At 61.9% G+C, this 14,239-nt stretch carries 11 protein-coding genes; 5 read left to right on the top strand and 6 right to left on the bottom strand.

Translation table 11 applies throughout. The features are described from left to right. Window positions 1-56: 56 nt before the first annotated feature. Genes PspS35_RS17775 through PspS35_RS17760 form a run of 4 tightly spaced genes read right to left on the bottom strand, consistent with a single transcriptional unit; the run spans window position 57 to window position 4,650 of the window. Window positions 57-1,301, bottom strand: a complete 1,245-nt coding sequence (locus tag PspS35_RS17775) for an HlyD family efflux transporter periplasmic adaptor subunit (protein ID WP_159936110.1) — start codon at window positions 1,299-1,301, stop codon at window positions 57-59. Further along, the gene (locus PspS35_RS17770; protein WP_159936109.1) at window positions 1,291-2,754 is read right to left on the bottom strand and encodes a TolC family protein; all 1,464 of its coding nucleotides are present in this window, start codon (window positions 2,752-2,754) and stop codon (window positions 1,291-1,293) included. Before PspS35_RS17770 ends, PspS35_RS17775 begins: the two co-directional genes overlap by 11 nt. Then, window positions 2,747-3,946 carry an ABC transporter permease gene (locus PspS35_RS17765; protein WP_159936108.1) on the bottom strand — a complete coding sequence of 400 codons (1,200 nt, stop codon included), beginning with the start codon at window positions 3,944-3,946 and terminating at the stop codon, window positions 2,747-2,749. Before PspS35_RS17765 ends, PspS35_RS17770 begins: the two co-directional genes overlap by 8 nt. Then, window positions 3,943-4,650 carry an ABC transporter ATP-binding protein gene (locus tag PspS35_RS17760; RefSeq protein WP_159936107.1) on the bottom strand — a complete coding sequence of 236 codons (708 nt, stop codon included), beginning with the start codon at window positions 4,648-4,650 and terminating at the stop codon, window positions 3,943-3,945. The genes PspS35_RS17765 and PspS35_RS17760 overlap by 4 nt, the downstream gene beginning before the upstream one ends. Window positions 4,651-5,008: 358 nt before the next feature. On the opposite strand from PspS35_RS17760, the gene PspS35_RS17755 reads away from it, so the two are divergent. Beyond that, the gene (locus PspS35_RS17755; protein WP_159936106.1) at window positions 5,009-5,767 is read left to right on the top strand and encodes a TetR/AcrR family transcriptional regulator; all 759 of its coding nucleotides are present in this window, start codon (window positions 5,009-5,011) and stop codon (window positions 5,765-5,767) included. A 277-nt stretch (window positions 5,768-6,044) separates the two neighbouring features. Next, complete coding sequence (locus PspS35_RS17750) at window positions 6,045-7,805, top strand: hypothetical protein (protein WP_159936105.1); 1,761 nt, start codon at window positions 6,045-6,047, stop codon at window positions 7,803-7,805. Between the two features lie 10 nt (window positions 7,806-7,815). Here PspS35_RS17750 and PspS35_RS17745 read toward each other — a convergent pair whose 3' ends face one another. After that, window positions 7,816-8,877, bottom strand: a complete 1,062-nt coding sequence (locus PspS35_RS17745; RefSeq protein WP_159938067.1) for an FUSC family protein — start codon at window positions 8,875-8,877, stop codon at window positions 7,816-7,818. A gap of 89 nt (window positions 8,878-8,966) precedes the next feature. Beyond that, window positions 8,967-10,583: an NADP-dependent glyceraldehyde-3-phosphate dehydrogenase gene (locus PspS35_RS17740; protein WP_159936104.1), complete on the bottom strand. Its 1,617-nt coding sequence runs from the start codon at window positions 10,581-10,583 to the stop codon at window positions 8,967-8,969. A gap of 138 nt (window positions 10,584-10,721) precedes the next feature. On the opposite strand from PspS35_RS17740, the gene PspS35_RS17735 reads away from it, so the two are divergent. The 3 genes from PspS35_RS17735 (at window position 10,722) to PspS35_RS17725 (ending at window position 14,239) form a co-directional block, all read left to right on the top strand. Then, on the top strand, window positions 10,722-11,606 hold the full coding sequence (locus PspS35_RS17735; protein ID WP_159936103.1) for a Dyp-type peroxidase: 885 nt from the start codon (window positions 10,722-10,724) through the stop codon (window positions 11,604-11,606). Between the two features lie 65 nt (window positions 11,607-11,671). Further along, window positions 11,672-13,048 carry an MFS transporter gene (locus tag PspS35_RS17730; RefSeq protein WP_159936102.1) on the top strand — a complete coding sequence of 459 codons (1,377 nt, stop codon included), beginning with the start codon at window positions 11,672-11,674 and terminating at the stop codon, window positions 13,046-13,048. 57 nt (window positions 13,049-13,105) lie between these two features. Beyond that, entirely contained in the window at window positions 13,106-14,239 is a 1,134-nt protein-coding gene (locus tag PspS35_RS17725; protein WP_159936101.1) for an MFS transporter, read from the top strand.

The raw sequence follows: 14,239 nt of genomic DNA, 5'->3' as shown, positions 1-14,239 counted from the left end.
CACTACAGCAGCCCAGTTGCCATAGATTCCGTCCACCTCCCACAGGGGATCTTCATTTATTTTGAGATTTGCACAAAGCCGGGCTTTAGGCCGAACACCTCAACCCCTTGCGCCGTCGATTGCCCAGTGGTGACCTTCACCCGCTCCACCGGTTTATCCATCGCCGCTCGATACTCCACCGTCATGTCCGCCTGGATCGCCTGGCTCGGAATCACAATTGCCTGTGCATTGTTGTAGGTGACGATGGTCAGCCGCGCGCTCATCCCCAACCGCACTCGCTGCAACTGCTGTGGCGCAAGCTTGGGAATCGACAAGGTCACCGGAAACTGCGCACTGCCCTGGCTGTCGCTGGCTATCGCCAACCCACTGACCACACTGACTGAACCGGTCAGCCGCTCACCGTCAAAACCATCCCCGAGCACCTCCACCGCCTGGCCCTGATGCAACTGGTTGATGTCCAACTCCGAAACCTTGGCGACGATCTTCAGCCGCTCGATGTTCGCCAGGCCAAACAGCACCTGGCCCTGGCTGACCTTGCTGCCGGCCTGGATGGGCGCGTTGGTGTTGCCGCCGCCTTGGGCGGTGTTGCCGCCCGGTGCAGGCACTACGATGCCGGAGAAGGGCGCCTTGACTTCCCGACCGTCGAGCAATGTGTGCAGGGCTTGGTATTTGACTGTGGCGTTGGTCAGCTCCATGTCGGCGATCTGGCGGTATTCGCCCGTGCCTTGGTCGAGGGCCTGTTGCAGTTCGCTGCGGGCGGAGGCGAGGTCCAGCTGTTGCTGCTGGGCCTGTTGCTTGAGGTCGTCCAGCTCGTTGCGCGCGATGATGCCGCGCTTGAACAGGTTGTCGCTTTCGGTGAGTTTGCGCTGGGTGTTGCCGGCGCTCATCTCGGCGGTGCGCAGGCTTCGGCGTGCGCGGCTGACGGCAGGGCTGCTGTCCCAGTCCTGCATCTCTTGCACGGTACGCCGGGCCTTGAGTTGGGCGGAAAGCGCATCGCGTAATTGCACTTCGAGGGTGGCCGGGTCCATGCGCAGCAGCACCTGGCCGGCCTCGACCCGTTGGCCAGGCTCCACCAGGTTGGCCTGCACATTGCCGTCGAATGGCGCGGTGAGGGTGAGCGTGGTGTCGGGCTCGATCTTGCCCACCAGGCCGATCTGGTGCACCAGCGGGTCGGGTTTTACCGCCAGCCATTGCTCGGCGGTGCTGGCAGGGGCGGATGCAGGACTGCGCAGGGCCAGCCCGGCAGCGGCCAGCAACAGGATCAGCACAGCGCCCAGCAGGCGTTTTCGATTAGTAGTCATTGAGGGCGATTTCCCAACTTTCCAGCGTCATGCCCAGGGTCAGGTCGAACTGGGTCTGGGCGTTCAAATAAGCGATCAGCGCATTGAGCTGCGCGTTTTCGGCATTGCGCAGGTCGGTCTCGAAACTCAGCACTTGGAAGTTGGTGGAGCGCCCGGCGCTGAGCTTTTCCCGTTCGATCTCGATCTTGCGCCGCGACAACTCCACCGCCCGCTGGGAAATTTCATATTGGCGCCAGCGTGTGCTGAGGTCGCGCACCACGTCGTTGACGCTGCGCTCCAGTTCCTGGCGGGCATCGGTGATACGGATTTGCTGATCCTCCACGTTCACCCGCGCACGCACTTCGGCCTGGCGCGTGCTGATGTCACCGATGGGGATTTGCACCTGCACCCCAGCGTAGCTGTCCCAGGTGCGGTTGTTGCTGCTGCCGGCGTCGTTGTTGTAGTTGTCGCGAATCTGGTTCGCGCCGGCCACCAAGTCCACCTGCCAGCGCCCGGAGTCCTTGGCGATCACCAGGTTGAGGTCGGCCTGCTGGCTGCCGAGCAGGGCGGCGAGGTATTCCGGTTGCTGGGTTTGCGCCAGGGTGAAGGCCTGGCGCTTGTCGATCTGCATGGGCTTGGCCTCCAGGGCTTCGGTGGCGCGAATCGGCGTGGACAGGTCCAGCGCCAGCAGGCGCAGCAGGGCCATGCGATTGGTGTCCAGTTGGTTTCGCGCTTCTTCCACGCCCAACTGCTGGGTGGCGATGTCGGCTTCGGTCTGCACAATTTCGAACTCGGCCATGCGCCCGGCACTGATCAACGCCTTGTTCACCTCCAGTAAGGTGTCGGAGCGTTTGAGGGCCTCCTGCACGATCAACAGTTGTTCCTGCGCGCGCAGCAGTTCGCGGTAGGTGGCGATGATCTGGCTGATGGTCTGGGCCACGGTGGCTTTTAGGTTGAGGCGGTTGGCCTGTTCTGACAGGCGCGACAGGCGCAGCGGTGCGGTGGTGGCGTCCCAGCCGGCGCCGCGCAGCAGCGGTTGGATGATCGCCAGGTCGAGGCCGTCGCTGCGGTAGCGGCCGGCGCGGTCGGCGTTGTTCAACTGTTGGGTCCAGGCCATGCTCAGGCGTGTGCCGTACTCACCGAGCAGGCTGGTGGCCGGCGCCACATTGGCGTTGCGCGCACTGTCCTGTGAGCCGCGTGTGCTGCGGTAGTAGCTGTTGAGGGTGAGCTTGGGGTTGAACACATCTTCGGCCACACGCAGGTCGAACTTCTGCGCGACGCGTTGCAGGTAGGCGCTGCGGATGGCCGGGTTGTTGCGCAGGCCCAGGTACACCGCGTCGCCCAGGGTCAGGGCGGTGACCTGGGCGTTCAACGATACGCTGCGCGCGCTGCTGGGCGCCGAGGGCCGGATGACCACGTCGGCCGCCACGCCGGGCAGGCTGATCAGCGCGAGCAGCCAGAGCCATCTACTCATCGCGCAAGGCCTCCACCGGCTGTAACCGCGCGGCCGAGACCGCCGGGTAGATGCCAAAGAACAAACCCACCAACAGCGTACTGCCCACGCCGAGGGGCAGGGCGGCCGCTGCCAGCGCGAATTCCCAGCCCGACAGCCAGGCGTAAAGCCAGGCGGCGGTCATGCCCAGCACCGCACCGCACAAGGCGCCGACGGCGGTCAGGGTCACGGCTTCAAGCAGGAACAGGTTGCGGATATCCCGCTGGCGAGCGCCCAGGGCCATGCGAATGCCAATCTCGCGGCGGCGCTCCGAGACATTCATCAGCATCACGTTCATCACCCCGACACCGCCACCCACCAGGGAAATCGCGCCGAGGGCCAGTAGCAGGTAGGCAAAGGTGCGGCTTTGCCGGGTCATGCCGTCGATCATTTGCTGGGGCACCTGGATGTCGACCGTGTGTTCGCTGAGCTGGGTTTGCAAGGCGTCGGCGGCTGCCTTGGCTATGCGTTCCATGTCCTGGCCGGGCGCGGCGCGGATGATCACATTGCCGATCTGCGGCATGGCGTAGATGCGGCGCATGCCTTCGGCGGGGATGAACAATGACTCGTTGGCCTGCACCGGCATCAGCATCGCCCGGGGTTGGTTGTGCAGAATGCCGACGATCAGGAACAGGTAGTCGTTGATGCGCACGCGGTCGCCCAGTTGCACGGGATCGCCCGGCGCTCCGAGGGCCTGGGCGAGCTGGTCGCCGATCACGCCGTAGGTTTCGTTGGCGTCGAAGCTCGACAGGAAACGCCCCTGCTGCAGTGCCAGGCGCATCGCCTGCGGGATCTGCGGTGTGCTGCCGACGAAGTTGGCGTTGGCGCTGCGGCCATGGAACACGATGGGCCCGCTGAACAGGCTCAGTGCGCCGATATGCGCGATACCCGGCACTGCCTCGCGCACTGCTTGCAGGTCAAGTTGGGTGCGCATCGGCACATTGCTGCTGCCTTTGGGCGGGAACTGCACCACCAGGGTATCGGTGCCCATGTCCTTGAAAATCATCGCGGCATCCACTGCCGCGTTATGGCCGATGTTGATCAATGCCACCACCGACGAACTGCCAATCACGATGCCCAGCAGGGCCAGGATCGAGCGCTTGCCCAAGGTGCGCAGGCTGATGAAGGCCTCATGCAGCAGTTGGCTGGCGCTCTGTTCGACCCGCAGGCTCATAGGCGCCCAGCCTCTTGCACCACGCCATTGCGCACCAGGATCTTGCGCTCCAGGCGTGCAGCGATCTGCGCGTCGTGGGTGACGATGATCAGCGTCACCTGTTGCTCGCGGTTCAGGGCCAGCAGCAGGTCCATGATGTCTTGGGCGGTGGTGCTGTCGAGGTTGCCGGTGGGCTCGTCCGCCAGGATTACCGAGGGATTGCCCACCAGCGCACGGGCGATGGCCACGCGTTGGCGCTGGCCGCCGGAGAGGTCGGCAGGACGGTGGTGAGCACGCTCGGCCAGGCCCACCTGTTCGAGCATGCACAAGGCGCGCTCCACTGATTCATGGCGCGACACACCGCGATAGCTCAGCGGCAGGGCGACGTTGTCCAGGGCACTGAGGCGCGGCAGCAGGTTGAAGCTCTGGAACACAAAACCGATCTGCTGGTTACGGATCGCCGCCAGTTCATCCGGGGTGGCGCTGAAAATATCGTGCCCGGCAAAGTGATACTGGCCGCCGTTAGGCAGGTCCAGCAGGCCGAGGATATTGAGCAGGGTGCTTTTGCCGGAGCCGGAGGCGCCGAGGATGCCGCAGCTGTCACCGCGGGCGATGGACAGGCACACATCATTGAGAATGGACAGCTCTTGCCCGGCCAACTGATAGCGTTTGCCGATGCCTTGCAGGGAGATCAAGCCTGGGTGCGCGGGGGTCTCTGTCATCATGACTACGCCTGCAGTCTCGCCGCTGCCGTCGCACCCCCGGTAAAACCTTGTAACAAGTTCGGGAGCTGCCTGGTACGCGTCACGGACTGGTTTTAGTTCTTGTTTTTAAAATATTGTTTGAATACTAACCGTGTTCCCAGTGCTTCGCCAGCCGTGGATGTAGAGCGGTTTTACCCTTTGAAACGATTTCTTGTGGGGGCGTGAGAGGCGGCCAAAATACCCCTCGCCACCCCGAAAATGCCCGTAGGCAAAGGCTTTGGATAGTATGGCGGTGTGTCACTACTTGCTTTCGACGAGCCGCCCCGGTATAAAAAATCAAATTATTTTTTAAAACAATATTTCCGCCGTGGAACCCTTTATGGTCGCGAAGAAACTCAGCGCTCCAAACATTACCAAGACTCGCTTGCTGGATGCGACAGAGGCTCTCTTCATCAAGTACGGTTATGACGCGGTGCTGTTACGGCAGATTACCGAGCGTGCGCAGGTGAACCTGGCTGCCGTGAACTACCACTTCGGGGACAAGGACTCCCTGATGAAAACCCTGTTGATGCAACGCCTGGAGCCGCTCAACGAGCAACGCCTGGAACTGCTGGCGCGGTGTGAAGCCGAGTCCGACGGCCCCCTCGATTGCGATACGCTGCTTGGCGTGCTGTTCGCCCCGGCGATGGGCCTGGAGCGCAGCGACCCGGCCAGCAGCAGTGGGGAAGGGCGTTCGTTCATCCGCTTCCTGGGCCGCGTGTACAGCGACACCTCGCCGTTTATCCAGGAATACCTCAAGGTGCATTACCAGCCGGTGTTCCAGCGCTTCTTTGAAGCCTTTGCCCTGGCCTTGCCGGATTTGCCACGCAATGAACTGGGAGTGCGTCTGCAATTTGCCCTCAAGGCAATTTCCGGGGTGATGGCCGGCACCGAACTGCGCCTGCTGATGAACTCCATGAGCCTGGGCCGTCCCGCCACTGACGCTGAAGTGATGGCCAAGTTGATCACCCTGGTGTCCGCGGCGATCCGTGTACCGCAACAAAGCCCTGAAGCAGAAACCGCGTTGGCCAGAGTGCTGGATACCCAGCGCGCCATTCGTGAGCAAGCTTCGTCACCCGTCAGCAAGGCCGCACGTTAGGCCAAATCCCAGGCAAAAAAAAGCCCGCTGGGGCGGCGGGCTTGATATGCAACATTTGTAACGGATGAGGCTTCACAGTACGGTTCGGGATGTGAATAAATCGTGAAAAAAATGTAAGTAAAAGTTAGAGGTTCAAAAAGATTCATTGTCGCGAGGCCAGTTACCTTTCGTCGGCACCTGTTAACTCTGACAGTAGGCGGGCTCTTTGTTTGGGTATTTGATGCTCCCGACGCCCAGCCAAATGTGGATTGCGGTGGCGACGAGAAGGAGCCTGAAAATGACCCCAACCCATCCCAAACGCCAACTGGAGCCTGTCGATATTCCGTTGATGTTTCCCCCGATTGAAGGCGATGTCGAAGCGGCCGATGGTGGGATCGGCAAGCTTCATGTGACGCGTCCTCTGGTCGTTTATGTGACCTATCCTTTTGCCGCGCCAGTGGGTACGACATTTCAGCTGATATGGGAGAGATCGTCCCCCGTGGGCTACTACTTGGTACGTGATGGCGACCCTCCACGCAGCCGTTTCCCTATTACTGTGCCCATAGACGTCATCCGTGAGGGTTTGACGCAGGGGGTGTATTGCAAAATTATCCCGGACAACGAAGCTCCCCAGCAGACCCCGCCGTTGCGTCTCAGGATCAATTTGGAGAGGCCTGGCGGCAAGGCACCCGAGCCCACGGATAACGGCCATGGCGGGCTGGTTTTTGAGCTTGAGGAGCAGGTAAGGCTGGAAGGCGTCGACGAAAAAAAGGCCAAGGTCGGAGTGGATGTTATCTGCCGAAAATGGGAGAACATGGGCCCATATGACGTCATTACCCTGGTGTGGGGCTCACAAAAACTTGAGCGTCGGGTACAGCCGAATGAGGTGGGCCGCGATATTCAGGTCACCGTGACTCCCGAGATGATCAGCGCCGCCGGCGACAGTGACATTCTCCCCGTGGCAATGACCGTGACGGGGAATACCGGTAATTTGCCGGACGAAAATGCACTGTGGTCAGTCGTCTCGTATGTAGAGGTGCATGCCAATAGCCAGCGCCTGGAGCAGCCTTGGGTCCACCACCCTCAGACCGAATCTGAAATCAACCTTGCGGCTATCGGCAATGATGCGGTGCGGATTGGTTTTTACCTGACCTCGGAAGATGCCCGGCGCTACACCCATGTTCATTTTTACTGGATAGGCACCCAAGAAGAGGGCGGTTCGGTTCCCCATTCTGAAATGCGGGAGCTCGCCGGTGCCATGGCCTATTATTTCGAGGTGCCCAATGGCTTGGTCGCGGCCATTGCCAGGGGGCGTGCAATTGCCTATTACGTGCTCGACAGCCAGGACGGTAGCAGCGTTCGTTCAAACTACCGGCATTTGAGCGTCGTTGGGGAAATCAGGCAATGGCTGCCACCTACCGTGGAAGGAGAGGCTGGCGGAGAGATTGATCCCGACCTGCCGGAAATCAGAATCCGCATCCCGGTACAACCGGGCTGGCAATCATTTGAATCTCTTGAGTTGATACTACTGGCCAGCGATGTGGGAGGCACCATTGAACACCGTGTTGGAGTTACCCTCGGTGAAACTCCTCCCGATGAGGATCATTTGACGGTGGCGATTGATGGTGATGACCTCCGGCGATTCAAAGGCCGCTTGACCGATGTGTTCTACAGCGCGTCCAAGAGTGGCGAAACGCCTCGTGATTCTTTGCGTCGAACATTGAGAATCGGTGAGCTGCAGCCGGATATGCCCGCGCCGATCGTTAAAGACGAGCAAGACGGTGTCCTCCACCTGGATGACGTATCACCATTCGGCACGCCTATAGAGGCGCCTTTCAGCGATGTGCAGTTCGGTGACTGGATAACGTTATGCATCAAGGGCGTGCACAGTGTGAATCTGCCAAAGCAGGTGATTATCCCCGGCGTTGCCGTATTGTTTGAAGTATTGCCACAAGACCTGGAGCCCAACCGTGGCGAAGATACCTCTCTCTACTACACCCTCAAACGGGGGAACTTGCCTGAGCGCTATTCCCTGACCACGCCCTTGCATATTGTCTGAGGCCGCTCGGTCAGATCTTCCAGTGGCTGGCGCTCTTCGCCAGCCGTTGGCGCATCGCGTCCATATTCGCCGCCAGTTGCACCGTCAACAATCGATACCCATCCAGCGCACTGTAAACCGGCGCATCCAGCGTGGGCTCGCCGCCGCCGATAGGGCTGGGGCGCTCCAGGCGTTCCGTGACGCCCGACTTCAATGCCCGTGCCATGCCCACCAACTGCACTCGAATCTGCCGGTGTTCGGCTTTTAACATCACTTGCATGCGCGCCATCGCTTGTTCATCACGCGGATCCGGCCGGGTGTTGCCGAGAATCTCCAGGGTGCTGATGCACATGCGCAGGTGGCGCTGGATCGCGTCGAGTTCGGTCATGGAAATCCGCACTTCCTTGGACACCGAGGGCATCAGCGAACGCAGTTGCACCATCGCCGCGTTCAGGCGGTTGAGCAGTTTGAGGTGTGCATCATCGGTGACCGATTGACCGTTGATAATCCGGCTGTAGATCGCGGCACAATCGCGCAAGGCACTGGCCAGGTTGTAGCGCCACGAGTACACCGCGTACAGCGGCAGCGCGAAGGAAAACGCCAGGGCCAGCACGATGCCGATCAAGATGTCGACGGTGCGCCACAAGCCGTCCGAGATCGGGTTGTCACCGTGGCCGGCGACGATAAACACGGTGATCGCCGACAGCAGTGCGATGTAGCCGCCCTTGCCGATAGCGTGATAGGAGAAGAACCCGCAGACCACCGACATCAGCAGATAGGTCAACAACGGCAGGCCGAAGTACGCCTGTTGCACCACCAGCAGCAAGCCGACGCTGGCGCCGATCAAGGTGCCGTAGGCGCGCTCGACGGCTTTTTTGCCGATATTGCCGTGATGCTGCAAACCGCCGATGACGATCAGCATGGTTACCGACGCCCACTCACCGTGGGGTAGGTTGATGCCGGTGGTCAGCAGGATGGTTGCCAGCAAACCGATGGACACGCGCACGGCGTGGATCAGCTTGGCATGGCGATAGCGGCGGTACGGGTCGAGCAACGGGCGCAGCAGGCGCCGGGCGAACATAGGCAGGTTCATCGGTAAAAAAGGGGCCTCATCCATCAGGGAAAACCGGTCCAATGTGGGAGGGGGCAAGCCCCCTCCCACATTTTTTGACCGAGGTGAACTCAGAAAATGTAGTCGGTGGTCAAAAAGCTCGAATCACGATTGCGCAGGATGTCGCTGACCAGCGCCTTGTTGCTCTCCTGGAACTTGGTGGCCACCAGGGTGCGGATCGAGAACACCCGCAGGGCGTCATGCACCGACAGCGTGCCCTCGGCCGAGTTCTTGCGCCCGTTGAACGGGAACGTGTCCGGCCCGCGCTGGCATTGGGCGTTGATATTGATACGGCCGACCTGGTTGGCGAAGGTGTCCACCAGGCGGCCGACCTCTACGGCGTTGGTGCCGAAAATACTCAGTTGCTGGCCGAAGTCCGAGTCGAGCACGTACTCGATCACCGTCTCCAGGTCGCGGTAGGGCACGATCGGTACCACCGGGCCGAACTGTTCTTCGTGGTACACGCGCATCTGCGGGTTCACCGGGTACAGCACCGCCGGGTAGAAGAACGAACCACGGCTGGTGCCACCGTTGGCATTCACCACCTGGGCACCGTGCTGTTGCGCATCGGCCACCAGTTCATTGAGGTAATCCACCTTGCCCACTTCCGGCAATGGCGTCAGCGACACGCCGTCTTCCCACGGCATTCCGGGCTTGAGCGTGGCCAGTTTGGCGTTGAATTTCTCGATAAAGCGCTCGACCACCTCTTCATGCACAAACAGGATCTTCAACGCAGTACAGCGCTGGCCATTGAAGGACAAAGAGCCGGTGACCGCTTCGCTGACGGCATTGTCCAGGTCCACCTCGGGCAGCACGATGCCGGGGTTTTTCGCATCCAGGCCCAGGGCGGCACGCAGGCGGTGCGGCTTGGGGTGCAGTTTTTTAAGGTCGCTGGCGGCCTTGTTGGTGCCGATGAACGCAAAGATATCGATCTTGCCGCTGGCCATCAGTGCACTGACGGTTTCGCGGCCGCTGCCGTAGATCACGTTGATCACCCCGGCCGGGAAGCTGTCGCGGAACGCCTCCAGCAACGGGCGGATCAGCAAAACGCCGAGCTTGGCCGGTTTGAACACTACGGTGTTACCCATGATCAGCGCCGGGATCAGCGTGGTGAAGGTCTCATTGAGCGGGTAGTTGTAAGGGCCCATGCACAGCGCTACACCCAAAGGCACGCGGCGGATTTGCCCGAGGGTGTCTTGTTCCAGTTCGAAGCGGCTGCTGCGACGGTCGAGTTCCTTGAGGGCGTTGATGGTGTCGGTGATGTAGTCGCAGGTGCGGTCGAATTCTTTCTGCGAGTCCTTGAGGTTCTTGCCGATTTCCCACATCAGCAGCGTGACCACGGCATCGCGCTGCTCTCGCATCCGGCGCAAAAAAGCTTCGACATGCTGGATACGGTCGGCCACGCGCATGGTTGGCCATTCGCCCTGGCCTCGGTCGTAGGCGCGCACGGCCGCATCGAGGGCGGTGAGGGCCGTATCGGCGTCCAGCAGCGGCGTGCTGCCAATCACCACGCGGCGGTCGCCTAACTGCACCGGGCTCTGCACCTGGGCCAGCGGGCCGTTCCACACCTGCAACTGGCCGTCGACCAGGTAATCACGCTGTTCAATGGGCGCTGCAAGCCGGAACTGCTCGGGAATATCGGCCACGGACGTTGGAAACAGCTGGGCGAGCAGGTTGCTGGTGGTCATGTCGCTACCCCTGGAATAGTTGCAAAACATGACTAGAGAGTCACCCAACAGAGGGCTCTGTGGCAAGGCTTGCGCGCTTTCTCCTACGCACGATGACGTACGGCGGGTAAACTGCGCGCCTTTCTTGAAGGAGTTCACATGAGTCACTACCAGCCGGGCATTCTTGCCGCACCGGTGCCCTTGCAGGCACGCCATCTGTTTTTTGCCGTGCAAACCCCTGAAGCCGTGCCGGCCGCGTTGGACGCACTGGTACAGCTCGTGGATTCGGCGGCAGTGGTCGGTTTCGGTGAACCGCTGGTCAATGCACTGGGCGCGTGCATCGATGGCCTGCGCCCATTCCCGGCGGTCAGCGGTCCGGGTGCGAATAACCCATCCACCCAGCAGGCGCTGTGGGTATGGCTGCACGGCGTGGATCGCGGTGAGTTGCTGCTGCGCAGTCGCACCTATGAAAAGGCCTTGGCCCCGGCATTTAGCCTGGTGCAGTCCACTGAAGGCTTTCGCTACAAGACCGGTTTTGACCTCACCGATTACGAAGACGGCACCGAGAACCCCCACGACGACGCCGCCGTTGAAGCCGCGCTGACCGACAGCGGCGCCAGCTTCGCCGCGATCCAGCAGTGGCAGCACGACCTCGACGGCTTCGCTGCCCTGCCTGCCCAGGAGCGCGACCACATCATTGGCCGTCGCCATGGCGACAACGAAGAGTTGGACGACGCCCCCGAATCTGCCCATACCAAACGCACGGCCCAGGAAAGCTTCACCCCGCAAGCCTTTGTGGTACGCCGCTCGATGCCGTGGGCCGAGAACGGCCAGGCGGGTTTGATGTTCCTGGCATTTGGCCACTCGTTCGATGCGTTCGAAGCCCAACTGCGCCGCATGAGCGGGTTGGAAGACGGGGTTGTCGACGGGCTGTACCGCATCAGCACGCCGTTGACCGGTGGTTACTACTGGTGCCCGCCGGTCACTGGGGGGCGACTGGACCTGAGTGCGCTGGCGAACATGAAATTGTCGACAGACAGTTGATCGGCGGCTGAAAAAAAACGGCGCTGCCCTTAATCTGGCGGCCTTATCACCCGCGTGGATCGTTCATGTCTTCTGCCGCCGATGGCCTGCCCTTCAATCAACGCCTGCCGGCCGTGATCGCGATTTCCCTGGGAATCGGCATGGCGACCCTGGACACGGCCATCGTCAACACGGCACTGCCGACGCTGGCCGAGGGGATCGGCACCGATTCGGCCTCGGTGATCTGGGTGGTCAACGCCTACCAGTTGGCGATTATCGCCACGGTGCTGCCGTTTGCGTCGCTAAGTGACGTGCTGGGGCATCGCCGTGTGTACCTGGGCGGGTTGCTGCTGTTTATCATCTCGTCGCTGTTTTGCGGGTTGGCCGGTTCGCTGGAAACCCTGACGGCGGCGCGGGTGGTGCAGGGGCTGGGGGCGGCGGCGATCATGAGCGTGAACACGGCGTTGCTGCGCCATATCTACCCTTCGAAAATGCTGGGGCGCGGCCTCGGCTACAACTCGTTGGTGGTGGGATTGGCCTTTACCTTGGGGCCGACCGCTGCGTCGGCGATTCTGTCAGTGGCGACCTGGCACTGGCTGTACTTGATCAATGTGCCGCTGGGGCTGCTGGCCTTGGCGCTTGGCGTGCGTTCATTGCCGACCCTGCCGATGACCGGGCATGCGTTTGACCGTCTGGCGGCGTTGTTATGTGCCGGCTTGTTCGCCTTGTTGGTGTTGGGCCTGGGCACGGCCGTGCACGGCGCTCAAGGCGCACTGACCCTGGGCCTGGTCGCCGTGGCGCTGCTGTGCGGCGTGTTGCTGCTGAGGCGCCAGGCCGGTCATCCGGCGCCGATGCTGGCCCTGGACCTGTTCAAGCGGCCGGTGTTTGCCTTGTCTTCAGTCACTGCGATCTGCGCCTTCAGTGCCCAGGGCCTGGCCTTTGTGTCGCTGCCCTTTTTATTGCAGGCGGTGCTCGGCCATAGCCAGGTGCAAACCGGTTTTCTGATGACGCCTTGGCCGGCCGTGGTGGCGGTCATGGCACTGGTCGCCGGGCGCCTGGCCGACCGCGTGTCCCTGGGCCTGCTGTGCGGCATCGGCCTGTTGATGTTGAGCCTGGGCATGGCCGCGTTGGCGACCTTGGGCAGCGGCGCGTCGGCTTTTGATATCGGTTGGCGCATGGCCTTGTGCGGCGCCGGTTTTGGCTTCTTCCAGTCGCCCAACCTGAAGGCGTTGATGACCAGTGCACCGCTGGCGCGCAGCGGCGGGGCCAGCGGCATCGTGGCGATCTCGCGTCTGCTGGGGCAGACGCTGGGCGCGTCGCTGGTGGCGTTGTGTTTCCACTTGTCCCAAGTCAGCGGACCGCACTTTGCATTGTGGCTGGGCTGTGTATTTGCGCTGGTAGGCAGCGTGGCCAGCGGTTTGCGCTTGCTGCCCTACGGGAAAAAGCCAGACAGGCCGTTGTAAAAACCCGGTCGGGGAGGCTACCTTGGCGACCTGAGTATTTCGGGATGTTTCAGATTTATGTCCAGCCAGGCCCAGCACACCGCCGACAGCACCTCCCGCCGCGCCGCGTTGACCCTGGCGTTATGCCTGCCCAGTGACGTGTTGCTCTACCTGCTGCTGCCCATGGAGTCCCAGGCTTTTGGAATCACCTTGGCCCAGGCCGGGGTGTTGCTCGCCGCCAACCGCCTGGTACGGATTTTCGGCTACCGGCATGTGCTCAATTTTTATGCGCGTAACGGCGATCGCCTGACCTGCATGATCGCCGCCGGTGCTGCGGCGTTGTGCGCCTTGGGCAACTCGGTATTGTCCGGCTTTGCCGCATTGTTGGGGCTGCGGCTGGTGTGGGGCCTGTGTTTTGCCGCGTTGAACCTGTCGACCCAAGTATTGGCCACCGCCGAACCTGCGGGCGCCGCGCGACGGGCCGGGCGTTCACGGGCGTTGATCGCCTGGGGGCCGATGCTGGCGCTGCCGTTGGGCGGTTGGCTGACGCTATGGGCCGGGCCGCGCCCGATCTTTCTGATTCTTGCAGGCGCATGTCTGCTGGGCTTGTGGGTGGCGCGCGGCTTGCCGACTGCCGGGCATGACTTGCACGGCAGTCCGGGGCGCCGCTTCAAGTTTCCCGACAGCGTGGCGATGTGGTCGTTTATCGAAGGTGTAGCGCTGGATGGCCTGTTCATTTTTGGCCTGTCGATCCAGGCGCAGAAGCTTTTGGGCGGCGATGCGGTACTGATCGCCGGTGGTTTGATGGCGCTGCGTTACGTGTCGGAAATGCTCTTGAGTCCCTTGGGCGGTCGTGCGGCCCAGCGTTTTGGCGCCACGTCCATGTTGTTGCTGTTTTCGTTCCTGAGCGCCCTGGCGCTGTCGGCGTTCGGCAGCTATTGGGTGATTGTCGGTGCGGCAGCGGTGTTGGTGCTGCGTGCGCTGCAATTGCCACTGGTGACCACGCTGGTGGCCGAACGCAACCCTGGCTCGATGCGGGTGTCAGCACTGGCGTCCAATGCAGTGTGGCGCGATATCGGCGCAGGGCTCGGGCCGCTGCTGGCGGGCCTGTTGTTGCCGGTGGCCTCGGCGCCCCTGGTGTTTGGCGTGGCGGGAGGGGCGATTGCGGTGAGTGCGCTGTTCTGCTGGCGGGCAAGCCCCTCAACGCAATGA

Origin of the sequence: Pseudomonas sp. S35 (genome assembly GCF_009866765.1) — a bacterium.
Classification (GTDB): domain Bacteria; phylum Pseudomonadota; class Gammaproteobacteria; order Pseudomonadales; family Pseudomonadaceae; genus Aquipseudomonas.
The sequence above is the reverse complement of the archived record's forward strand: the minus strand, read 5'-3'. Positions and strand labels throughout refer to the sequence as shown.

What these genes read in the sequence shown, in the direction of transcription:
- PspS35_RS17770 (WP_159936109.1), bottom strand. Translation starts at nt 2,754, where the DNA reads ATGAGTAGATGGCTCTGGCTGCTCGCGCTGATCAGCCTGCCCGGCGTG.
- PspS35_RS17760 (WP_159936107.1), bottom strand. Translation starts at nt 4,650, where the DNA reads ATGATGACAGAGACCCCCGCGCACCCAGGCTTGATCTCCCTGCAAGGC.
- PspS35_RS17725 (WP_159936101.1), top strand. Translation starts at nt 13,106, where the DNA reads ATGTCCAGCCAGGCCCAGCACACCGCCGACAGCACCTCCCGCCGCGCC.
- PspS35_RS17750 (WP_159936105.1), top strand. Translation starts at nt 6,045, where the DNA reads ATGACCCCAACCCATCCCAAACGCCAACTGGAGCCTGTCGATATTCCG.
- PspS35_RS17735 (WP_159936103.1), top strand. Translation starts at nt 10,722, where the DNA reads ATGAGTCACTACCAGCCGGGCATTCTTGCCGCACCGGTGCCCTTGCAG.
- PspS35_RS17745 (WP_159938067.1), bottom strand. Translation starts at nt 8,877, where the DNA reads ATGAACCTGCCTATGTTCGCCCGGCGCCTGCTGCGCCCGTTGCTCGAC.
- PspS35_RS17730 (WP_159936102.1), top strand. Translation starts at nt 11,672, where the DNA reads ATGTCTTCTGCCGCCGATGGCCTGCCCTTCAATCAACGCCTGCCGGCC.
- PspS35_RS17765 (WP_159936108.1), bottom strand. Translation starts at nt 3,946, where the DNA reads ATGAGCCTGCGGGTCGAACAGAGCGCCAGCCAACTGCTGCATGAGGCC.
- PspS35_RS17775 (WP_159936110.1), bottom strand. Translation starts at nt 1,301, where the DNA reads ATGACTACTAATCGAAAACGCCTGCTGGGCGCTGTGCTGATCCTGTTG.
- PspS35_RS17740 (WP_159936104.1), bottom strand. Translation starts at nt 10,583, where the DNA reads ATGACCACCAGCAACCTGCTCGCCCAGCTGTTTCCAACGTCCGTGGCC.
- PspS35_RS17755 (WP_159936106.1), top strand. Translation starts at nt 5,009, where the DNA reads ATGGTCGCGAAGAAACTCAGCGCTCCAAACATTACCAAGACTCGCTTG.